The 22263-nt window shown below is 72.8% G+C and carries 14 protein-coding genes, 1 tRNA gene, 1 pseudogene and 1 CRISPR repeat array; of the genes and pseudogenes, 6 read left to right on the forward strand and 10 right to left on the reverse strand.

Annotation, left to right across the window (positions count from 1 at the left end; all coding sequences use genetic code 11):
- Window positions 1-3: 3 nt before the first annotated feature.
- The 4 genes from ACGFRB_RS23170 to ACGFRB_RS23185 form a co-directional block, all read right to left on the reverse strand.
- Window positions 4-1149 carry a trypsin-like serine peptidase gene (locus tag ACGFRB_RS23170; protein ID WP_393245490.1) on the reverse strand — a complete coding sequence of 382 codons (1146 nt, stop codon included), beginning with the start codon at window positions 1147-1149 and terminating at the stop codon, window positions 4-6.
- A gap of 250 nt (window positions 1150-1399) precedes the next feature.
- Window positions 1400-4609, reverse strand: coding sequence for a LuxR C-terminal-related transcriptional regulator (locus ACGFRB_RS23175; protein WP_393245492.1), 3210 nt, complete (start codon window positions 4607-4609; stop codon window positions 1400-1402).
- 843 nt (window positions 4610-5452) lie between these two features.
- The gene (locus ACGFRB_RS23180) at window positions 5453-6001 is read right to left on the reverse strand and encodes a DinB family protein (RefSeq protein ID WP_393245494.1); all 549 of its coding nucleotides are present in this window, start codon (window positions 5999-6001) and stop codon (window positions 5453-5455) included.
- 16 nt (window positions 6002-6017) lie between these two features.
- Complete coding sequence (locus tag ACGFRB_RS23185; RefSeq protein ID WP_393245496.1) at window positions 6018-6872, reverse strand: GNAT family N-acetyltransferase; 855 nt, start codon at window positions 6870-6872, stop codon at window positions 6018-6020.
- 394 nt (window positions 6873-7266) lie between these two features.
- On the opposite strand from ACGFRB_RS23185, the gene ACGFRB_RS23190 reads away from it, so the two are divergent.
- On the forward strand, window positions 7267-8379 hold the full coding sequence (locus ACGFRB_RS23190; RefSeq protein WP_393245498.1) for a serine hydrolase domain-containing protein: 1113 nt from the start codon (window positions 7267-7269) through the stop codon (window positions 8377-8379).
- A gap of 77 nt (window positions 8380-8456) precedes the next feature.
- On the opposite strand, the gene ACGFRB_RS23195 is transcribed toward ACGFRB_RS23190, so the two are convergent.
- Entirely contained in the window at window positions 8457-9647 is a 1191-nt protein-coding gene (locus ACGFRB_RS23195) for a DMT family transporter (RefSeq protein ID WP_393245500.1), read from the reverse strand.
- Window positions 9647-10369 (reverse strand): phosphatase PAP2 family protein, encoded by a 723-nt coding sequence (locus ACGFRB_RS23200; protein WP_393245502.1) that lies wholly within the window; start codon window positions 10367-10369, stop codon window positions 9647-9649. Before ACGFRB_RS23200 ends, ACGFRB_RS23195 begins: the two co-directional genes overlap by 1 nt.
- A 386-nt stretch (window positions 10370-10755) precedes the next feature.
- Between ACGFRB_RS23200 and ACGFRB_RS23205 the strand changes: the two are divergent.
- The 3 genes and pseudogenes from ACGFRB_RS23205 to ACGFRB_RS23215 all read left to right on the forward strand — a co-directional run.
- Window positions 10756-11376: pseudogene (locus ACGFRB_RS23205) on the forward strand (TetR/AcrR family transcriptional regulator C-terminal ligand-binding domain-containing protein); the annotation flags it as partial.
- A gap of 172 nt (window positions 11377-11548) precedes the next feature.
- Window positions 11549-11920 (forward strand): DUF488 domain-containing protein, encoded by a 372-nt coding sequence (locus tag ACGFRB_RS23210; protein ID WP_393245504.1) that lies wholly within the window; start codon window positions 11549-11551, stop codon window positions 11918-11920.
- Window positions 11921-12138: 218 nt separating this feature from the next.
- A complete protein-coding gene (locus ACGFRB_RS23215) occupies window positions 12139-13491 on the forward strand; it encodes a cytochrome P450 (protein WP_393245506.1) in 1353 nt (450 codons plus the stop codon).
- 45 nt (window positions 13492-13536) lie between these two features.
- Here ACGFRB_RS23215 and ACGFRB_RS23220 read toward each other — a convergent pair whose 3' ends face one another.
- Window positions 13537-14037: a DUF309 domain-containing protein gene (locus tag ACGFRB_RS23220; RefSeq protein ID WP_393245507.1), complete on the reverse strand. Its 501-nt coding sequence runs from the start codon at window positions 14035-14037 to the stop codon at window positions 13537-13539.
- 116 nt (window positions 14038-14153) lie between these two features.
- Here ACGFRB_RS23220 and ACGFRB_RS23225 point away from each other — a divergent pair.
- Window positions 14154-14227: transfer RNA gene (locus tag ACGFRB_RS23225), tRNA-Pro, on the forward strand.
- Window positions 14228-14327: 100 nt separating this feature from the next.
- On the opposite strand, the gene ACGFRB_RS23230 is transcribed toward ACGFRB_RS23225, so the two are convergent.
- The 3 genes from ACGFRB_RS23230 to ACGFRB_RS23240 form a co-directional block, all read right to left on the reverse strand.
- On the reverse strand, window positions 14328-15560 hold the full coding sequence (locus ACGFRB_RS23230; protein WP_393245509.1) for a tyrosine-type recombinase/integrase: 1233 nt from the start codon (window positions 15558-15560) through the stop codon (window positions 14328-14330).
- 1 nt (window position 15561) lies between these two features.
- A complete protein-coding gene (locus ACGFRB_RS23235; protein ID WP_393245511.1) occupies window positions 15562-15876 on the reverse strand; it encodes a helix-turn-helix transcriptional regulator in 315 nt (104 codons plus the stop codon).
- Window positions 15877-16839: 963 nt separating this feature from the next.
- Window positions 16840-19107, reverse strand: coding sequence for a CRISPR-associated endonuclease Cas3'' (locus tag ACGFRB_RS23240; protein ID WP_393245513.1), 2268 nt, complete (start codon window positions 19105-19107; stop codon window positions 16840-16842).
- 247 nt (window positions 19108-19354) lie between these two features.
- Window positions 19355-21300: a CRISPR direct-repeat array (repeat unit 37 nt; unit sequence GTGGCGGTCGTCCTCCGGGACGGCCGAGGATCGCAAC).
- A gap of 191 nt (window positions 21301-21491) precedes the next feature.
- On the opposite strand from ACGFRB_RS23240, the gene cas5c reads away from it, so the two are divergent.
- Window positions 21492-22262, forward strand: a complete 771-nt coding sequence (cas5c, locus tag ACGFRB_RS23245; protein WP_393245515.1) for a type I-C CRISPR-associated protein Cas5c — start codon at window positions 21492-21494, stop codon at window positions 22260-22262.
- Window position 22263 lies beyond the last annotated feature (1 nt).

Genomic DNA, 22263 nt, shown 5'->3' on the forward strand with positions numbered 1-22263 from the left:
CGCTCACACCCAGTTGACCTCCGCGCGGGCGAGCAGCGGATCGTCCACCAGCTCCCACAGGGGCACGGCGACATTGCCGACCCGGTAGCGCCCGCCGGTGTGCAGCCCGAGGACCCGGTGATCGGCGAGGTCGACGACCGGGGCGCCACCGTTGTCGCCGAGCGTCGAGCAGTCGTGCCACAGCTCCAGGGCGCCCGGCGAGAAGCCGGTGGCCCGGCCCGGCTGGAGCCGCTTCAGATCGTAGGCGTCCATGAAGATACGGCGCATCGTCTCCGGTTCGTCGCGGCGCCCGTCCCCGGCCGGATAGCCGATCACGTACACCGCCCGGCCGGGCAGGTCCGCCGGCGCGTCCGCCGCGATCGCGAGCGGGTCCGGGCGCGGCTCACCGGTGGGCGGAGCGAGCCGCAGCAGCGCGAGGTCGGCGTCCGGGTGCACCCCGATCACCCCGGTGATCTCGTACGGGAGTTGCTCGGCCGCCGCCACGGGGCCGGGCGCCGGATGCGCGGGCAGCTTCTCGCCGGGAGCGAGCCGCGCCGTCATCCCGGGGCGGAACGCCCAGCCCGTGTCGTCGGCACGACAGAACTCCGCGGCCACGCGCCGGGTCGTCAGTACCACCTCCGGCCCCGCCAGGAAAGCCGTGCCGATCCAGTCCAGACTCGGGTGCCCGCCGACCACCACTCGGCCGACCGCGGCGAGCGACGCGCCGATCGCCGCCCGTTCGCCGTCGAGCACCGCCCAGGTCTCCGGCGGCGGGGCGAAGTTCCGCCCGCGCACCGGGATCGCGGGCCGGCCCTCCAGGAGGACGATCGCCGCCACACCCACGTACTCGTCCTCGTCGATCGCGTCCGCCCGCCCGGCCGCCAGTTTTTCCAGACCGCTCACCCCCGCCTCCAGCACCCGGGCCCGCTCCTCCCGGGCGAACCGGGCCACCTCCACCGCCGGCGCGATGCGGGGCGGCGGCTCCCCGTCCGCTCCGGTGGCCTCGTCGAAGCCCGTCACCTCGGGGAACTCGGGGGACTCCAGCTCCTCCTCCAGACGGGCCCGCACCCGCGCGGCCACCGCGCCCGGATCGCTGAAGACGTCCTCCGGGCGGGTCGCGACCGGCGAGCCGCCGAGCGTGCCACCGCGTGAGCCGCTCCCGTACCGCATCGTGCGTCACCTCCGCGCGGGCCGGACTGGTTCGGCGGCGCACCGGGCCGCGATGTGCCGCGGCCGGCTCCGGCCGGGGCCTCGTCCCCGGTTGTCATCGTCCCGCCGGGCCGGAGCCCCCGCAATCGCTGCCGGAGGCGGAGGCGGAGTCGGAGCGGGCCGGCCGGCCGGCCGGCGAGGCCTCACGGCGGCGCGGCGGCAGGACCCGTGCGGCAGCCGGGCCGTGCGGCCGTCGGGCCGGGTACGGGCCTCAGGGTCGCAGCGCCGTCGCGAGCTGGGCGCGCGAGCGGACGTCCAGCTTCTGGTAGATGCGGGTCAGCCGTGCCTCGACCGTCTTCACGCTCAGATACAGCTTGGCCGCCGCTTCCTGATTGCTCGCGCCCTGGCCCACCAGCAGCGCGAGCCGCAGTTCCGCCTCCGTGAGCACGGACAGTGCGGGCAGGCTCTCCTCGTGGGCCGGAACCTCGGACGCCGGGACGCCGCCGTGCGGCTCCACGGCCAGCGCCGTCCACGGCACCGCCCCGGCCCGCTCGAACACCGCCGCCGCCGACTGGAGCGCCGTCTGCGCCGCCGAACGCCGCCGCCGTCGCCTCTCCACCCGGGCCAGCGCCATCAGCGCCCGCCCCTGCTCCAGGGGCAGCTCCGCGTCCGCGAACCGGCTCGCCGTGCCCGCGAGCAGTTCCGCCGCCTCGTCCGTACGGCCCTCGGCGGCCAGGCAGAGCGCGTACGCCCGGTCGCAGCCGAGCAGCACCCGGGCCCGGCCCAGCCGCTCGCCGACCGGCCGCACCTCCGCGAGCACCGCCCGGGCGGCGGCCACGTCGTCATGCGCGAGCAGCGACTCGGCGAGCTCCTCGTGCCAGCGCAGCATCGACGGGTCCACGGTGGACTGGGCGCGCTCGTTCGCCTCGACCCGGCGCAGGCTCTCCAGAGCCGCGGTCACGTCCCCGTTCACGAGCTGGACCCGGCCGAGCGCGTACAGGCTGCGCGACAGGAAGACCCGGTCGCCCTCCTCCTCCGACGCCTGCACGCTGCGCCGGGCATAGCTGGCCGCGCGGGCGAAGCTGCCGCCCGCCGTCTCGGCGAGCGCCAGCGCGTACCAGGCGGGCCCCGGGGACAGACCCGCCTCCAGGGTCAGCGCGAGGGACTGTCCGGCATGCGTCAGGGCGGCCGCGCACGGTCCGATGCGCGACTCGATCTCCGCGAGGGTGATGAGGAGTTCGATCGCGTCCTCGACCGAGCCGCGCCGCTGGACGAGGGGCAGCAGAGCGCCCAGTTGCGACCGGGCCTCCACCAGCCGCCCGTCGAACAGCGCGTGACGGATCGTCAGAATCTGTGCGGCGTTGTGGACTCCGGCCGGGCGCTCGGCCGTCTCCAGTTCGCGCGCCCGCGCCAGCACCGTCTCCGCGCCCGGCGAACCGAGCGCGCGTTCCATCCGGGCCTGGAGAGTCAGGGCCTCGGCGGTCGTACGGCTGTCGCCGATCGACCCCGCCAGCTCGGCCGCGGCCATCGCGGCCAGCCGGGAGCGGGCCGGATCGCCGTTCGCCACCACGTACTTGACGGCCAGCCGGAGCCGCACGGCGGCCCGTAGCGCGGTGTCGCCCTCGGAGTCCTCCAGCGCGTGGACGTACATCTCGTCGAGCCCTGCCAGACCCTGTCCCGCCGTGTCGAGGACGGCGAGCCGGGCGCGCACCCGGTCGGCGGGCGACGCGTCCCGGGCGAGCAGGTCCGCCGCGGCACGCATCGCGAGATCGGCGCGGCCGGCCCGGGCGGCCTCCTCGGCGGCGTCGGTCAGTCGGCAGATCCGCTGCTTGGCGTCCCTTCCCGGCGTCGTCTCGGCGGCCAGCAGGGCGAGTTCGGCCGCCAGCGGACTGTTGCCGCGCCGCCGTGCGACGGAGGCCGCCTCCGCGAGTTCGGCCGCCAGCTCCTCCTGTGGCGCGTCGGTGGCCAGCGCCCGGTGACGTATCGCCTCCACCGCGTCGTCGACGACCCCGGAAAGCGCCGCGTGTCCCGCGCTGCGCCGGGCCCAGGAGGCGTCATGGACGAGGGTCGACGGCAGCAGCCCGGCCGTGAACGCGACCGTGCCGTCCTCGGCGAGCGAGACCAGCCCGGCCCGTTCGGCCGCCGCCAGGTCCGCCTCCGCGTCGGGCCGCCCGGCCCGCCGTATCAGCGTGGCCGTGGGCCGCAGCGCGAGCGCCGCCAGGAGCAGGGTCTCGCGCACCCCGTCCGGCGCGGCCCCGAGCAACTGCCGGGCCAGGTCCCGGGCCCGCCCCGACAGGGTCAGCGCCTCGGCGTGATGCACCGGGGTCCGGGCGTCGGCCAGCGAGCGGCCGACCGCGAGCGCGAGCCGCGGATTGCCGCCGCTGGCCTTGTGGACACGGCCGGCCATCCGGGACGGCAGCCGGTGATGGATGAGGAGTTCGGCGATCTCGTCGGCCTGGAGCGGCGGAACCAGCAGCACGTCCGCCTCGGACGGCACCCACAGCCGAGTGTCGTGCGGATGGTCCGGGCCGCCGGAGGACCACCCGGCCTCTCCGGGGGCGCCGGTGCCGTACGCCTCGGGGGTCTCGACGGCGATCACCCGCAGCGCGGGCGGCGCCAAGTGGAGGGCGAAGCGGAGCAGATCGGCACTGTCCGGATCGATGCTCTGGACACCGTCGACGACGAGCAGCGCGGGGCCCCGCGCGGTCAGCGTCCGCAGGATCCCGGCGATGCCGAGGCGCAGCGCGATCGGATCCCGGCCCCCGTCCTGGGGCGGGGCCTCACGGCACAGCACGGCGACGGCGGCCCGCTGCGGCCCGGGGAGCCCTTCGAGGATTCCCGAGGCGGTCACTCCGAGCGGGACGGCCGAGGAAGCGGAGGAGCGGAGCCGGCCGCGGGGCGCCGCGGCAGCGGCGGAAGCCGGAACGGAAGCCGGAACGGAGCGAGATCCGGAACCGGGGTCCGAGCCGGAACCGGAGCCGGAACCGGAAATGGCAATGGAACCGGAGCCCGAAGCGGAACCCGCGCCGGGTCCGGGTTCGAGTCCGGGGCCGGAGCCGTTCCCGGAAGGGGAGGCCGGGCCCGGTCCTGTCGAGGCCTCCAGGGCCGCGAGCTCGGGGTGGGGCGGGCGCGAACGGGGCGCCGGCACCCTCCGTCTCCCGCCCTGCGGATCGGCGGTCACCACCCGCCGGCGTCCGCCGGTGGTGACCGGCGCCTGTCCGGCGAGGGTGGTGGCGACCGAGGCGACCAGGGCCGCCGCGGCCGCCCCGGATATCTCACGGTCGGCCGGCAGCGTGGACAGCCAGAGCACGGTCTCGCCCCGCGCTTCCGCGCGGGCGGCCATGGCGAGAGCGACCTCGGTCTTGCCGACGCCGGCGGGACCGGTGAGCAGCGCCTGGCCCCGATGACGCAGGACGTGGTCCAAGCGGGCGAGGAGTTCCTCCCGGCCCACCGGCGCAGGCCGCAGCGGCGCTGTCGTCACGTGTCCACCACCCTCCGGCGCTCGGGCCCCTCCCATGAGCCCCGTTGCGCAGAGGATACGGAGCCCGGCGCCGCAGTCCAGGCCCCGTGTCCGGGATACGGACGAGGTGCCCATGGTGAAGGGCATGTGAATGGGCCACATCCAGCAGGCGCGCGTATTCGTGGTGTAGTCCGTCGGCCCCGCGCTGACCTGCGAAGACGGGGCGAGGGGCGACGGTGTGTACGCATGGGGGCACGGCGGCCGGGGCACTTCACCGGTCACGTTCGGCGTATATACGCCAACGAGCCCGCGAGGCCGTGTCGCGCGCGCCCGGCCCGCGTGCGAGGGAGACGACGGAAGAGGGCAGGAAGGCCGGAAGGTGCGAAAGGGAGGGCCGGTTTCCGTGGGGGCGCCCCGGGCGGATCTGCTGTGCGGATCTGCCGGGCGGATCTGCCGGCGGGGCGAAGGAAAGGGAGGAGAGGGAGCAGGGCGGCGGCGCGGGAACGAGGGGGCGAAGTGGGGTCGCGTCCCGCCGTTCCCCGGGAGTGGGGTCCCTTGCGCCGCCACCGGCGCGACGGCCCGGGTCAAGGCCGCCCCCGGCGGACCCGCCGCCCTTCTCCTGCGCTGGGCAGGAGGGTGGCGGGGGGTGGGATCTGCCGGTGGGCCAGACAGTAGGGAACGCCGGGGTGCGCCCGATACGGGGAAAACCCTTGTCCCCCTCGGCGGGTGGCGGGGGAGGGGCGGGGGAGCCCCGGCCGAAAACCGGGAAAGGGCCGGGCGTCCGCCGGGAGACCGCCCGGAACCGCTCGGGGGAAATCCCGCCGCGAGCACCGTGATCCCGGCCTCTCCCATGCTTCCGGCCCCCTACCGCGTTCCCGGCTCCTCCCGCGCTCCGCCGGACGGCGCCCCGCGCAGCAGGGCGATCTGCCCCAAGTGGGCGAAGGAATCCGCGAGAAGACCCCGCAACCGCTCCTCGACGGTGTGGGTGTTGCCCAGGGTCGGGCTGGTGACGGACCGTCCGAGGTCGCCGGCCGGTGCCGACGCGCAATACCGCTCAGTCCGTTCGTGGACGGCACGGTGGTACGAGAGAAGCAGGCGACCCCCCGGGCTGCGGAAGGCGGCGGCCTCGGCAGGCGAGTGACCGAAGCCGGTGTCCGATGGATCCGCCGGACGCCCGCACGGCGCCGCCCAGCCGTCCGCCACCCACAACTGGGGCGCGCCCATCAGCTCGGACACGTTCCGGTCCTGACCACGGGCCACATGCCAGGCGAGCCACCCGGGACTGTTGAGGCCCGGGGCGAGCCGCTCGTCCAGCTCGGCGTCCGCGAGCCCCTCCAGCGCGGCGGCCAGTTCACGCCGTACCCGCTCGAACAGCCCCGACACCAACCGCTGCCAGTCCCCGTTACCGCCCACCGCGTGGCTCCTTTCCTCAGCCCAGTTCGAGTGTCGTCACACCGTAGACCCGCTCCCACGCGACCGGACGGATCGGACCCGTGTACATGCGGGCCGTCTCGAACGTGGGCGTGAGCCCGCGTTCCTCGGCGATCCGGGCCGCCGCCGGGTTCACCTCCGGCATGTCGACGGCGATCCGGGACGCGCCGAAGGCCCGGGCCTCGGCGGCGAGCGCGTCGAGGAGGGCGGCGGCGTCGGCCGGGGTGTCGGCGAACAGCGGGCCGATCCGCGCCTCCTGCTCGGCGGGCCGGACCACGCCGTATCCGGTGGGGCGGCCATCCACGACCCGGGCCAGCGCCCGGTGCCCCGGCGTGCCGAGCCAGGACGCGAGGAACCTCGGCCGGTCGGCCGGGTGGCAGGCACTGTCGTACGCGGCGAGCACGGCCGGATCGACCCGCTCGGCCGCCACCACCCCGGCCGCGGGCCGCTTTGGCCGCGGCACTTCCCCGACGTAGCGAGCGGACCGGTGGGCCAGGGCGAACCCCGACTGGCGGTAGTTGTCCTGCTGTGCAGGCACCCCGTCGAGCCCGACCGTCCGCCCGCCCGCGTGCGCGAGCGCGGCCCGCCAGATCGCCAGGCCGTGGCCGTGACCGCGCAGGTCGGGACGGACGAGATAGAACCCCAGGAAGGCGTAGTCGGCGTCGTAGTTGACGACGGAGATCGCCGACACCGGCTCTCCGCCGAGCCGTCCCAGGAAGAAGCCGCCGGGGTCCTGGGCGAAGAACGTGCGGGTGTCCGCGAGCCCCGGGTTCCAGCCCTCGGCCGCGGCCCAGTCGCGGACCGTCGACCAGTCCTGGAGGGAGGCGGGGGAGATGGTCGGAGTCTCGGCCATGGAGGTCCCTTCGGCGGCGCGCGAGAGCGGGGCGGGCGGAGGGACAACGAGCGGCCGGCCGCCGGGGGCACGCGGGAGCGGCCTGGGCGAGCGCGGGTGGGAGCGGCGGGACACGCGAGCGGGACGGGGGGTGGGCGCGGGGCCGGGTGCCCGCCGAGCGTAGTGCCGCCGATCCGCCGGCCCGCCCGCCCTCGTCGGTTTCCGGCCGTGCGTCCGGGGCGTGAGGCTGTGTGTCGGGTCGTACGGCCGGGGCATACGTCCGAGTCGTACGTCCGGGGCGTGTTCGCGCGGGGCGTGGAAGGTGACGTGAGGAGGCCGGGAACCCGGGCGGACGCGGGGGAGTTGGAAGCGGTGGGGACCCGGGAAGCGGGCCCACGGGGGAGGGACACGGCTGGTGGGGACGAAGACGGCGGGGCTGGACAACGCGGCACAACGGCGCGTCGAGGACATCCTGGCGGAGGTGACCGCCTCCGGCGCGGAGTGCGGGGTGCAGGTGGCCGCCTGGGCGGGATCCGTCGACGCGGCCGGCGAGCGGCCGATGGGGCCGGACACGATCATTCCGGCCTGGTCGATGGGGAAGGGCGTGGTGGCGGCGCTGGTCGCCGTGCTGGTGGACCGGGGAGCGCTGGCGTACGACACGCCCGTGGCGCGCCATTGGCCCGAATTCGGCGCGGCCGGCAAGGAAGGGATCACGCTGGGGCATGTGCTCGGCCACGCGGCGGGGCTGCCCCATCTGCCGCCGGACATCACCGTGGAGCAGTTGCTCGACCTGCCCGCCATGGCCGACTGGTTGGCCGCGCAGCCGCCGCGCTGGGAGCCGGGCAGCGCGTTCGGCTACCACGCCTGGACCTACGGCATCCTCGTGGCGGAGATCCTGCGCCGTGCCACCGGCCGAAGCTGCGACGAGCTGCTGCGCGAGGAGCTGGCCGAGCCGCTCGGGATCGGCGACGACCTGCTCTTCCATATCCCCGAGCACCTCGCGTCACGGGTGGCGGACTGCGACGACGGCGGCTGGGGGGCGCTGCTGGACCGGATGCCGCCCGGCGCGCCGTTCTTCGTCGCCGCTCCGCCCGGCGTCCTGCCCCTCGCGGAGCTGGCCAACCGTAGCGACTTCCGCAGCACGGTGCTGCCGTCGAACGGATACCTGACCGCCCGTGCGGCCGCCCGGATGTACGCGGCGCTGGCCTGCGGCGGCGAGCTGGACGGGGTGCGGCTGCTGTCCGGAGCCACGCTGAAGACCGCGGCCACCCCACAGTTCAGCGGGGTGGACCGGACGATGGGCGGGCCGGGCGCGATGGGCTACGGCTTCACGGTCGGCGACAGCCGTCCGTCGCCGGTGCGCCCGGCGGGCGCCTTCGGCCACAGTGGGTCGGGCGGCACCACGGGCTTCGCCGATCCGGCGCACCGGTTCTCCTTCGCGGTGGTCAAGAACCGGATGACCGTGCCGGGCCTGGACGCGCGACTGGCCGCCGGGATACGCGAGGCCCTGGGCATCACGTCCGGCTGAGATACGAACCGGCGGCCCGCGAGGGTCGCGGGCCGCCGGGTGGCGCCGGATGCCGCCCGGCCGGTGGGTGGACCGGCTCAGCGGGCAGGCTCGGGCACCGGGTTCGACGCGGTGCGGGGACGCGGTACGTCCCCGGGCTCCCGTCCGTCCCGCCCGTCCCACGCATCCCGTACGTGAAGCGTTTCCATGGGAAACGGTCCGGGGGCGGTCGTGGTGGCGCGGCCACCGGGTGCGGCCGTAGGAGCCCGGCCACCGGGCGCTCCGGCCCCGGCCGGAACCGTCTCCGGAACCGTCTCCGGGACCGGGCCTCCGGCCAGGCTCGGCTTCCTGCCCGCAACCGGGGGCGGGGGCGGGACCGGCGCCAGGGCCGCTTCCGCCCCGGATTCCGCCCCGGATCCCGTCTCGGGTTCGAGGCCGGCCGTCAGCAGCAGGACGCCCCGGCCCGCCATCAGGGCGGCGAGTGCGGCGACGAGCCAGCCCCAGGAGCCCGCGCGGAACGTCTCGCCGAGGAGCGCCACGCCGATGACGGCGGCGGCGGTCGGGTTGGCGATGTTGACCACCGCGAGCGGGGCGGCCAGCCCGCCCTGGTAGGCGGCCTGCGCGAGCACCAGCCCGCCCGCCGCGAACGCGGCGATCAAAAGCGCGAGCACCGTCGTCTCCCACCACGCCGTCGGTCCGCCGGGCAGGTCCTGGGCGAACGCGACGGTGAGCGTCTGGGTGAGCGCCGAGCCGACGGCGCCCGCGACACCGGACGCCATGGCGTGCCCGAGGCCCCGCCCCCGTGAGCCCGTACCCATCCGGGCCCGCGACCGGCCGGCCAGGACGGCGATGACCAGCAGCGTCACTCCCGTGACGATCAGCGTCTCGCGCATGTCCAGGATCTCGCCGGGCGCCACCGGGCCCGTCACGGCGATCAGCCCGACCAGGCCGGCCAGCGTCCAGGCCGCGCCGCGCCACTCCGTCCGGCCGACCCGGCGACCCGCCCCGTACGCCCCGATCGGCAGCGCCACCACGAGGGTCAGCGCGCCGAGCGGCTGGACGAGGGTGAGCGGCCCGTACCGCAGGGCGGCGACATGGGCGAGCGCACCGGCGGCGTTCAGGCCGACCGACCACCACCACTGCGGGCGGCCGAGCAGCCGCCGCAGCGACCCCTGCCCGGCCGGGTTGGCGGACGCGAGCCGCGACTGGGCGACGGCGGCGAACGCGTACCCGGCGGCGGAGACGAGCGAGAGGAGGACCGCGAGCAGGGTCCCGAGGGCCGTACTCATCACAGGGCCCCCGCCGTGGCCCCGGCGGTGGCGGGAGTCAGCGGAGCTCTGGGCCGGACGTCGTCCTCGTCCTCACCGAGCGTGCGGCCCGGCGCGGGCACCGCGTACAGCGCGATGCCGAGCAGCACCGTGGCGGCCAGCGCGTCGAACCAGTAGTGGTTCGCGGTCCCGACGATCACGAGCAGGGTGAGCAAGGGGTGCAGCAGCCACAGCGAGCGCCAGCGCGAGCGGGTGGCGGCGATCAGCCCGATCGCGACCATCAGCGCCCAGCCGAAGTGAAGGGAGGGCATCGCCGCGAACTGGTTCGCCATCGTGTCGGTCTCGGGCGACGCGCCGTACACCGACGGTCCGTAGACCCGTCCGGTGTCGATCAGGCCGCTCGCGGCGAGCATCCGGGGCGGCGCCAGCGGCATCAGCAGATGCAGCGCGAGCGCGGCGGCGGTGACGAGGGCGAGGGTCCGGCGGGCCCAGACGTAATGGCCGGGGCGGCGCCAGTAGAGCCAGACGAGGAAGGCGATCGTGGCCGGGAAGTGCACGGCCGCGTAGTACGTGTTGGCGGCCCGGACCAGTCCCTCGCCGTGCAGCAGGAGCTGCTGGACCGCTTCCTCGCCGGGCAGATGGACCGCGCGCTCGGCGTTCCAGACGCGGTCGGCGTTGTGGAAGGCGCGGGTCTCGTGGCCGTTGGCGAAGAGCCGGCCGAGCTTGTAGACGAGGAACAGCACCGTGACGAGCAGCAGCTCGCGGACGAGCGGGGGCCGGCCGGCCGGTGGCCGGGCGAACAGTGATCTTTCTCGCTTCGAGTCTTCGGGCGGTGGTACGGGGGTAGCCGCCGCCCCCGGTGCGGCAGGACGTACTCCGCGTATCCCGCGTATCCCGGTAGCCATGGCACGGCCCCTTTTTCCACCAAAATCGACAACAAACGGAGGAACTCTAGAGGCCAATTCATCGAGACGCAACCGTCTCGATACGTTTGCGTCTCGATTGAGCGCGTCCTACTCTCGGATGGGCGCGAAGCAGTGCGCGGAGCGAGCCGCAGGCGGCCGCCCCGGCAGAGGCGAGCGAGGCCGGACGGTACGGGATGATGTCCGGTGTGTCCGGGAGGAAATCGATGTCCACGAAGGCCGCCACCGCCGCAGCCCGGCGCAGCAAGCTCACCCCAGAGCGGGAGGCCGAGCTGTACGAGGCCGTCATCGGCATGCTGCGCGAGGGCGGCTACGACTCCGTCACCATGGAGGGCGTCGCCGCCCGCACCAAGTGCGGCAAGGCCACCCTCTACCGTCAGTGGGGCACCAAGCCGCGCCTGGTCACCGCCGCCCTCGACAAACGCCGGGTCACCGTCTTCACCGGGATCGACACCGGCTCCCTCGCCGGTGATCTGCGCGAGGCGGCTCGTGTCGCCTCCTGCCGTCGCGATCGCGACGCCGAACTGATGGAGGCCGTCAGCCAGGCGTACATCCAGCATCCCGATCTGCGTGCCGCGCTGCGCGAGACGGTCATCGAGCCCGAGGTCGCCGCGCTCGACGCGATGCTGGCGCGCGGCGTCGAGCGGGGCGAGATCGCCGCCGACAACCCGGCGATCGGGTTCGTCGCCCCCAGCTTCCTGGGCATGCTGCGCGTCGAGCGCCTGTTCGAGGAGCGCTTCGAGGACGTGGACACGATGCCGGTGTTCGTGGACGCGGTGCTGCTTCCGGCGCTCGGTGTCAGCGGCGCCCAGGCTGAGGGCCCGGCCCTGATCGCGGTTTCGGATCCGGCCCCCGGTCCGGGCGGGGGTACGGCCCTCAGCGCGGCCCCGGGTCCGGCCGCGCTCGACCGGAAGGCCACGCCCCGGCCGGAGGACGCGCCCGAGGGGTGAGTCTCCTGCCCGAGGTGTGAGGCCCCTGCCGCTCCGGCACCCTGAGGGCATGGCTCACACCTCGCACCCCAGGGTCCGCGTGCGGCGGATCTACGATCCGCCCGGACCCGACGACGGGCTGCGGGTGCTCGTCGACCGCCTCTGGCCGCGCGGCCTCGCCAAGGCGGACGCGCACATCGACGTGTGGCCCAAGGAACTGACCCCGTCCACCGGGCTGCGCCGCTGGTACCACGGTTCGGAGGGGGAGTACGGCGAGTTCCGCCGCCGGTACGAGCGGGAGCTCGCCGAACCGGATGCCGCCGAGGCCCTCTCGGACCTGCGCGCACGGGCGGCCGAAGGGCCGGTGACCCTGCTGACCGCCGCCAAGAACCCCGAACACAGCCACACCGAGGTCCTGCTCCACGCGCTGAACGCCACCTGACTCGCGCCCCTGCCCGCCCCTGCCCGGCCCGACCCGGCCGGAGGGTGGGCCGGGGCGGGTCGGTCTCCGGCCCGGCAGGGGGTGCGACTCGGCCGTGAACGGCCCCTCGTGCGTCCCTTTCACGCCACCCGTCCCCGCACCCCTGGTCACCCGGAAGGGTGCCCCCGCACCATGGGGCGCGGCGCACCACACCCACCCCCTGCGTGCGGAGGAACCGCGTGGATCAGGACAAGGCCATGGGCCGGGCCGAGGGCACGGATCAGGACAAGGAGCAGGGCACGGAGCAGGGCAAGGAGCAGGACAGGGCGGCGGCCCGGGACCGGCAGGACCGCCAGGCGCGGCTCGACGCGCTCCAGCGCGACCCGTACCCCCTGTACGCCCGCGCCCGCCGTACTCCCGGCCTCACCTTCGTGCCGCTCCTCGACGCCTGGCTCGTCTCACGCGACGCCGACGTCCGCGAAGTCCTGCTCCGGTCCGAGGACTTCTCCTCCGTCCACGCCCTGCGCCCCGACATCCAGCCCGGCCCCGCCGCGCTCGCGGTCCTCGCCACCGGCTTCGCGCCCCGGCCCACCGTCGTCTCCAGCGACGGCTCCGCCCACCACCGTCACCGGGCGCCCTTGAACAGCGGCCTGTCCGCCGCCCGGATCGCCCTGCTCACCTCATACGTCACCGAGCAGGCCGGCCTCCTCGCCCGCGACTTCGCCGACGCGATCGCCACGGACGGCAGCGCCGATCTCATGGCCCGCTACGCCCGCCGGCTCCCCGCCGCCGTGATCGGCCGGCTCCTCGGCCTGGACCCGGCCGACGTACCGGCCGCCGTCCACGGCTCGTACAGCGCCGAACGCCTGCTCTTCCGGCCTCTTCCGGAGGACGAGCAGGTCGCCGCTGCCCACGAGGTCGTCGCGCTCCAGCGGCTGCTCGACCACTACGCCCGCGCCCGCCGCGCCCACCCCCGCGACGACCTGATCACGGCCCTCGTGGCCGCACTCGCTCCCGAAGGGGGTGCCGGCCCGGGGGCGGACGATCTCACCGACGACCAGCGCTGCGAACTCGTCGCCACCCTCCAGAACCTGCTCATCGCCGGCCACCTCACCACCACGGCCCTCATCGGCACCACGGTGCTCCACCTGCTGTCCCACCGCGCGCAGTGGGATCTGCTGCGCGCCGACCCCGCGCTCGTCCCGGACGCCGTCGAGGAGGCCGCCCGCTACGACACCGCCGTTCAGGGCTTTCGCCGCACCACCACCCGGCCCGTCACTCTCGCGGGCACCGAACTGCCCGCCGGAGCCACCGTCTTCGTCGCCTACGGCTCCGCCAACCGGGACCCGGAACGCCACCCGGACCCCGATGTCCTCGACCTCACCCGGCCCCGACCGCACCCCCGCCACCTCGCCTTCGGCCACGGCCCGCACGGCTGCCCGGGGTCCCAGTTGGCCCGCGTCCAGCTACGGGCCACGCTTCAGGAACTCATACGGCTGCTGCCCGGGCTGCGACCGGCCGACGACCGCCCGGTATCGATGCTCCCCACCCTCATCCACCGCGCACCCGCGGAACTCTTCCTCAGTGCCTGACACTCGGCGTCCGACGCCCGGTGCCTGACGCTGAGGGCCCGGTTCTCAGGGCCCGGCCCGCAGCAGCCGCGGGGCCTCGGCCGCGGCGTCGGGCACCCCCGCGCCAGCGGCCTCCACCCGCCCGGCGAGCCCACGCGCCCAGCCGGCCAGCCCCGCGCAGTCGATCCCGTACGCCTCGGCGGCCTCGGGGCCCCGCGCCGCGTACTCCTCGATCCGCCCGGCCCCGCGCCGCAGCAGTCGCGCCCCGCCCGCCGCGTTCCCGCGAGCCGCGTGCGTCAGCCCCACGGCCAGCTGCGCGAGCCCCTGCCACAGATCCCGCTCGGCCCCGGGCCCCGACTTCCACGCGTCCTCGAACACCTCGTGCGCGTGGAACGGCATCCCCGCGTCCAGCAGCCGCTGCGCCTCCCGCACCGTCTCCGCCGGCTCCCGCGCGACTCCCTCGGGCTGCCGCGCCACCCCCGCCGCCCCGTACGGCAGCGGCCGCCCCAGCCCGTCCCGCGGCCGCGCGCTGCGGGCCCGGCCTTCCTGATCACGATCCCTGTCCACCCCGTCATTGTCCCGCCCGGACCGCGGTGACGCGGGGTGTGCTGATCCACCCCGTGAAGTGAGGTAATGTTCTCTTGCACGCCGCCGCGGAACTCGAAGCCGGGGCGGACGGGCACCGGGACGTGGCGCAGCTTGGTAGCGCACTTGACTGGGGGTCAAGGGGTCGCAGGTTCAAATCCTGTCGTCCCGACTCGAAAGAGTCGCAGGTCAGGGGCTGTTTCAGAGCAATCTGGAACAGCCCCTTGATCGTTTTTGGGGACCACTTGGGGACCAACCCCGTCTTGACCGTGTCAGCGGGCGACGGCGATCGGGCTCGGAAGGGTCCGGGGGGCGCGGAGCATGCCGAGGTGCGCGGTCAGTGCCGCGCCGGCGGCGGTGATCTGACGGACGTCGGGGTGCAGGTAGCGCTGGGTGGTGGTCAGGGAACCGTGGCCGGCGATCTTGCGTAGGACGTGCACGGGGACGCCGGCGTCGGCGAACCAGGTGAGTCCGGTGTGCCGCAGATCGTGCCGACGCAGATGTTCATAACCGAGCTTGTTGACGACGTCGTCCCAGTGGGTGGCGTCACGAAGGACCGCGGTGGAGATACGACCGCCGCGCGGCCCTGTGAACAGACGGGCGTCGGGGTCGGGGCCCGCGGCCAGGATGCGCTGTGCGACGAGCGGCCGGATCTCTTCGATGATGGGTACCTGGCGGGCGCGCTTGCCCTTGGTTCCTTTGTCGACCAGGCCGCCGGGGGCCGGGGTCGTCTGCCGCCGGACGGTCCAGATCCAGTTCGCGGTGTCGACGTCCCCGACTCGGCAGCCGGAGACTTCGCCGATGCGTGCCGCGGTGCACGCGGCGAACAGGACGACGCTGCCCCAGCCTTGGAACTCGCCGTGGGACGCGGCGACGAGGGCGTCGGCGAGCTGGATGAGCGCCCCCCAGTCGGGCAGGGCCAGTGCGCGGGGGTTGCGGAGTTCGTCCTCGGCCTGCCTGTAGAGCCTCTGCCAGCCGGTCACGCGAGCCGGGTTGATCTTGATGACGTTGTCGCGGACCGCTTGCTCCATGACGCGGACGAGGACCGCGATGGTGTTCTTGACCGTCGACCGGCTCTGCTCGTCGGCGATCCAGTTCTGCACGGTGCGGTCGACCGCGCCGTTGGTGATCATCCGAACCGGCAGGTGTCCGAGCGCGGGCACCACGCGGAGCTTCCACCCGGCGAGGTAGGGGTCGCGCGTTTTCAGTTCAAGCCCCCGCAGGGCCAGTTCCATGTTCGCGTTCCCGTAGTCGGACAGCGGCATGGTGGCGAGCGTCGGGGTGATGCCGGCCTCGGCGGCCTCGACGAGGCCGGCGAGCCACTCTTGGGCTTCGTCCTCGCTTCCCATGGCCGCGGAGAGCGACTTGCGGGCCTTCTTCTCCGAGTCCCACCATCGCACCCGTGCTCGGTAGGGGGAGGGGCGGTTGGGGCGGTACTCGACATCGGTCTTGAGGCGGACACCGATCGGTATCGCCTCGACACTGGCGGAGGACGTTGCGGCCACGTCAGACCGCCTGTCCGGGATCGACACGGCGCGTACGCAGCCAGCGGTCGACATCGGTGGCGTTGTACAAGGTGACCCGACCGGACACCGAGACGAACGGAGGGCCCTGCGGAGGGCGGGCTGTGCGCCAGCGGCGGAGGGTCGAAGGATCGATTTTCAAGAGGCGCGCGAGTTCGCCGGTCGCGAGCCAATCTCCGTATATGTGATCGCCGGAAGCGAGGCGATCGTCCGCTGCGTGATTTTGTACTGACATGAGGTCCTTGAGGCGGCACGTTGTGCCGATGGCGCGAGTGAGTACGAGGGTCAGGTCGTTCACGCTCCTTTGGTGGAGGCGGGGCGGGAACGACGACCATAAAGGAGAACGCGGAAAAGTCCAGTGAAGGACTGTGGGATTCGCGCACGGAGAACAACTTTCTTGGTCCGCGCGGAGCTTGCCATGCTCAGCGAAGAGAGTCCGAGCCAGGTCAGCCCCCTGCGGGTGGCTCAACCCAGAGGTGGGAGTGAGGGAACCCGGTAGGACCGAGGAAAGCCCCCAAGGCCGTGTGCACTCCCGTGCCGAGATCGACAAGATGGCTTGAGGTGGAAGCATTTCTGATGTCGCATCAGCTCCTAAGGGGCCTTTCAAGTGGCAGGCAAGGAAAGGTTGGTGACGTTCTGATCATCCCTGCGAACCACCGGTTTCGGAAACCGGGAACCATCGTCTATATTGCACGCTTGCGTCTTCTGCCCTGCCCTGGAAATTGCAGGGCAGGGTAGTCTTTGATTTTGGGTGGTGTTCGCGCCCACGCCGCGGGGCCAGCTTGCAGCCGGGTCGTGGGCGCGCTCTCGAGCCCTGCCAATGGCCCGGTGTCAGCGGGTGCGTTTGATGGAGGCGCTGCAGGTGAGCCGTGCGGGGAGGGTGCCCGAGCGGTCTACCGCCGATCCGGTCGACGAGGGCGACGAGCGGGGCGGGGCGAGGGGCGAAGACGACTGTGTATTCGCGGGCTCGGGCCAGCGCCCCGGTGCACGGGCCCGCGCGGCCTGCGGCGCGAAAATCGCCGGTGGAGCCGGGCGGGCACCAGGTGCGGTCCGAATGGGCGGCCGTCGGGTTAGCAGAAGAACAGCCCGGTGAACGGAACACCTGGTTTGCTGCGGGTTCGGGGCGCGAATCGTTCCCGCGGTGGAGTTCCGCAGCGACGCGGGGAGATGGCGATCCAGCCTCTGCCGTGAAGATTCCTAGCCGCCGAAAATTCATTAAGTTGAGTTCCTCGCGTGTACCCGTGGTAGATGCCTCAGAGGGTCAAATCACGTAACCGCCCCGGTCCTCTGGATCGTTCGGGTCCAGTCCGCGCACGGCGTCGTATTTTCCCTGCCATTCGACGAGGTCGCCAATGACGGGTTGGGCCAGTCCGGAACGGAGCGCCTGGGCAACCTCGTGCCGGGGCAGGGTCGCCATGTGGGGCTGAAGGCGACGCAGGGGCTCAGGGCCCGCTGGGTAGGGGGAACGCAGAAGGGCGATGTCCGCCTCGATCGCGGCGCGCTCCTCGTCGGACTTCTCCGGGCGGATCACGATGACGGACTGTGCGTAGCGGTTGTCGATCATTTGGAACTCGTCGGCGACGGCGGGGAAGTCCAGCAGCTGGCGCAGTTCCTGGATCCCTTCGCCCATCAGTCGTCCGTCGGTGCCCTGCAAGGCCCAGCGCTTCTCGTAGTAGCCGGCGAGCGCCTCCAGATGGTCCGGAGTGTGTGCGCCGGGCCCGAAGTACTCTGCACTCGCGTCCATGGCAGCCTGGTACGACTGGTCCTTCGGCGTGCCGCCGTCGGTCGGCCGGAACACCACGACCGTGCCCTGTGTCAGTCGGCCGTCGCGGTTGCAGCGGCCCGCCGCCTGCTGGAGCGACTCGGCAGGCGCCCATGCCCGGTACACCCTCGGGAAGTCCACATCCACACCAGCCTCGATCAATGACGTGGACACCACGTGCACGGGGCGCCCGGCCGCGAGTTCACCGCGTACATGCTTGATCACCTCGCGACGGTGCTCGGCGGTCATCCGCGTCGACAAGTGCCACACCGGAGCCGTCACTCGCGGCCCGCCGTCCGCGCCGGCCAGCAGGCGGTGCAAGCGGGCCGAGTCCCGCGTGGTGTTCACGACCGTCAGAACCTGCTCACCGCCTTCGGCGACGATGTCCCCGGCGATCGACTCCCACGTGACATCAGGCCCCAGTCGCCATTCGTACGAGACCCGGCGCAGGGCGTCGAACAGCCTGGTCACATCCTCGATCACGCTGCGCCGCGGCAGCCCGTCGAGCTGCGCCAGGGACCAGAACGAGGGCTGCGTCGCGGACGCCAAGACGACCGACGCGCCGAAGCGCTCCACCAGCTCGCGCAGCATACTCAGGATGGGAATCAGTAGCCGGTCGGGAAGGGCCTGGACCTCGTCCAGCACAATGACCGCCCCGGCAAGCCGGTGCAGCTTGCGCATCACGGAAGGCTTGTGCGCGAACAGAGACTGGAACAACTGCACCGTCGTCGTGACGACAACCGGCGCATCCCAGTTCTCGGCCGCCAAGCGCGCCCAGGCCCCTGCCCCGTCCTCCTCGTCCAGCTCCACCGAGCTGTGATGCTCCAGCACGACAGGATCGGCCTCGTCCTCGGCGGTGGGGTCGAGCAAGTCCCGGTACACCTCGGCGTTCTGCTGAGTGATGCTGATGTAAGGAACAGCGAACACCACACGCCGCAGACCGTGTTGGACCGCATGCCGCAACGCGAACCCACCCGCCGCGATCGTCTTGCCGCCACCCGTCGGCACGTGCAGCACGTACATACCCGGCGCACCTGCGGCCGCCGCGAGCGCCTCCTCGTACACCCCCTCACGCAGTTCATCCACCGGCGACGCCGCACGGCGTGCCAGCAGCTGCGCCCTGCGCTGCTCGAAACGCTCCAGCAGTGCGGTCATGTCCGCGCCTGGAGCGACGCGCACCTTCTCTCCAGCGAAGTGAGCGGCGGTGTCCAGGTAGTCCGCGTCGACCACGCAGCTGAACAGCATGCGCGTGAACGCGTCCACCGTGAGGGCTCTGTTCCGTCCCGTCTCGATCCGAGAGAGCCAGGCCGGCGGAGGAATCCGGCCCTCGCGCAGAATCTCCGGCACCACCCGGGCCACGGCCTCCGTCGCCTCGCGGGCACGGACCGCGTTTAATTCGCTTCCCCGAAGCTCGGCCAGGACTTTCTTGACCTTCCCCTGATCCGGAAGACCTCCGTGATGCCCGTACACCACAGCGGCGAGTCGGCGTCCCACCGCCTGGGCGGCAAGAGCCGTTCCTGCCTCCTTATGGGGAATGCCGACTGGCTTACCGGTTGCCTCGGCATGGTTGATCAACCGGTCCTGCCAGGCGCCGCACCCCTTCCCCACATCGTGAACCAGCGCCAGGTACTCGGCTGTCTCACCGGCACCGAAGACCTCGGCAAAAGATCTGGCCAATGCGGCCGTGCCGCGCAAATGATCCACCAGGGGATGTCGGAGCCCCGACAGTGAACTGCGGCTGTGGGCAAGTAACTCACGCTCGGACATATGTTCCCTCCGGGGATCGAACGGCCAGCATTCTTGGATGCACCACCTTAGGATGGGCCGCCGACACGACCGAGGCGCTCGTGGGGCCCGGGCCCTCCGCGAGGCAGAGCTCGGGCACTTCGGAACCTCAAGCGCACACGCCAAGCACGCATCGCACCCAAGCGAAATGTCTATCTTTTGTCGATATGGGCTTTGTGGTCGTTCTTCAAGAAGCTCCGGCTTGCGGATACCCTGCAGGTCGTGTGGTGTGGCGGTCGTCCTCCGGGACGGCCGAGGATCGCAACTCCAAGAGCCGTGAGGAGAAAGCGGCGGCTGCTGCGAGTGGCGGTCGTCCTCCGGGACGGCCGAGGATCGCAACGCGGCTACCTCCCGCCCGAGCTCCCGGACGCCGCCGCGTGGCGGTCGTCCTCCGGGACGGCCGAGGATCGCAACTTCGACGACGTGACCGCGCAACTCCGAGCGGAGTGCGGGTGGCGGTCGTCCTCCGGGACGGCCGAGGATCGCAACCTCCGGCTCCTCCAGCGGTACCGGTTCCACTGGCACCTGTGGCGGTCGTCCTCCGGGACGGCCGAGGATCGCAACCCGGAGGCTGCCGCAGTACCGTTCACCGTGCAGGACAGTGGCGGTCGTCCTCCGGGACGGCCGAGGATCGCAACCTCGACGCCGCCCGCGCCGAGCACACCCGCCGCGAGTGGCGGTCGTCCTCCGGGACGGCCGAGGATCGCAACCCCCGCCCCGCCGAAGGAGGCCGGTGCACACCGGGTGGCGGTCGTCCTCCGGGACGGCCGAGGATCGCAACCTCCTCCGCCCTGGCGCAGGAGGACGGGCCGGCGGGGTGGCGGTCGTCCTCCGGGACGGCCGAGGATCGCAACCCGTCAGCTGACGTGGAACCCGCCTCGCGCGCCCGCGTGGCGGTCGTCCTCCGGGACGGCCGAGGATCGCAACGCTCCCTTCGGCTTGGCGGTCTTGGGGGTCTCGCGCAGTGGCGGTCGTCCTCCGGGACGGCCGAGGATCGCAACCTCGCTCGGGTCGTCGGTGTCGTCAAGGGCCACGCGTGGCGGTCGTCCTCCGGGACGGCCGAGGATCGCAACCTCCCTCGCGTGGTGGGTGAGCCCGTCCGCGGGTGGTGGCGGTCGTCCTCCGGGACGGCCGAGGATCGCAACGTTCAGGCCACCACGTCCTGGGCCGACAGCGAGCCCGTGGCGGTCGTCCTCCGGGACGGCCGAGGATCGCAACAAGAGCCACCCGCGTGGGGGCGGATGTAGGGCGCCGGTGGCGGTCGTCCTCCGGGACGGCCGAGGATCGCAACTCATACGTGGCGGCTGGAACGCTGAGGCTGAAGAGGTCGTGGCGGTCGTCCTCCGGGACGGCCGAGGATCGCAACCTCTCGGGTGGTTACGGGCCGGACTGTCCGGTCCTCCGTGGCGGTCGTCCTCCGGGACGGCCGAGGATCGCAACGCTGAAGAAGGCGACGGACACACAGAAGCTGCCGATGTGGCGGTCGTCCTCCGGGACGGCCGAGGATCGCAACACCAGCTGCGCGACGCGGTCACGGCGGCCGCCCCGCACGTGGCGGTCGTCCTCCGGGACGGCCGAGGATCGCAACGCCCAGCTCGTCCGGCAGGTCGACGGCGACCCGCCCGGGTGGCGGTCGTCCTCCGGGACGGCCGAGGATCGCAACCCACCTACGCTCACAGCACGTCACGAACCCGTGACGTGGCGGTCGTCCTCCGGGACGGCCGAGGATCGCAACTCGGGCTGTCGGTCGCGTTGCAGGCTAGCGACGAGTGTGGCGGTCGTCCTCAGGGACGGCCGAGGATCGCAACATCCGGGATGTGGCGGACATGTCGACGTCGAATGCGGTGGCGGTCGTCCTCCGGGACGGCCGAGGATCGCAACAGGTTCGTGCTGATCCGCGTGAGCGCGAGTCGCGCGTGTGGCGGTCGTCCTCCGGGACGGCCGAGGATCGCAACCTCGACTGCTCGGCGGTGCTCGCCCTCGGCCCGATCGGGTGGCGGTCGTCCTCCGGGACGGCCGAGGATCGCAACGTCACCGTCGCGGCGGCAACGGTCTCGGCCTTGCGGGTGGCGGTCGTCCTCCGGGACGGCCGAGGATCGCAACGTCCTCGGCAGCGGCCTCGCGGCCGGCGCCTTGCGGTGGCGGTCGGCCTTCGGGGCCGCCGTGGATCGAGATGCCGATGCGGGGCAGCGGGGTTCTGTGGGTGCAGTTCTTCCGAACCTGGAGCGCGTTGTCAGTACCTGCGCCTACAGTGCGAGATCGATAGGGGACAGGTAGTGACTGATGTCCCGATGGTTTCGCATGCCCTCTTCGGTCTTGTCGCTGACTGGCTGGTGAGGGCGGTTGTCAGGGATGTGATGTGACGGATGAGCGCGACGGTGCCCGCGCCGAGCAGGACGCGACGGGGGAACGAGGGCTGGGCCTTCCCCGATCTGGTGGTGGAGGTGTGGGGGGATGTCGCGTGTTTCACGCGGCCGGAGTTGAAGACGGAGCGGGTCAGCTATCAGGTGATGACGCCGTCGGCGGCTAGAGGCGTCCTGGAGGCGATCTACTGGAAGCCTCAATTCGCTTATGTGGTGCGGAAAATCGAGGTTCTGCGTCCGGTGAACTGGCTGCGGGTGCGCCGTAATGAGGTGAGGTCGGTGATCAGCGATCAGGAGGTGGAGAAGCTCCAGTCAGACCGGCGGTACCGCTATGACGTGGAACGGAAACGGGAACGGGATCAGCGCAGCACACTGGCCTTGCGGGACGTCCGTTACCGGATCCACGCGCAGATCGTGGTGAAACCCGAAGCGCTCGCCGGCTCAGAAGGCCACCCGCCGGCCTCGGAGGAAAAGTACCGTGAGCAGCTGCGCCGCCGGGTCGAGCGGGGTGCGTGCTTCTCCCAGCCGTTCCTCGGATGCCGGGAGTTCACCGCCTTCTTCGGAAAGCCCGACGAGGGGCAGCGCGTGGTGCGGTTCGACGAGGAACTCGGAGTGATGCTGCACTCGATCGAGTACGGGCCGCGGGGAGAGCGTTACCGGTGGTTTCGCGCGTCCGTCGTCGAGGGCGTGCTGGAGGTGCCTCCGCATCCCTTGCCGGACGAGGCGGTTGCCGCGCCGCTTACCGCCTGGCGCACCGACGGGTCGGAGGGCTGAC

This window comes from Streptomyces sp. NPDC048718, from assembly GCF_043198875.1.
Classification (GTDB): domain Bacteria; phylum Actinomycetota; class Actinomycetes; order Streptomycetales; family Streptomycetaceae; genus Streptomyces.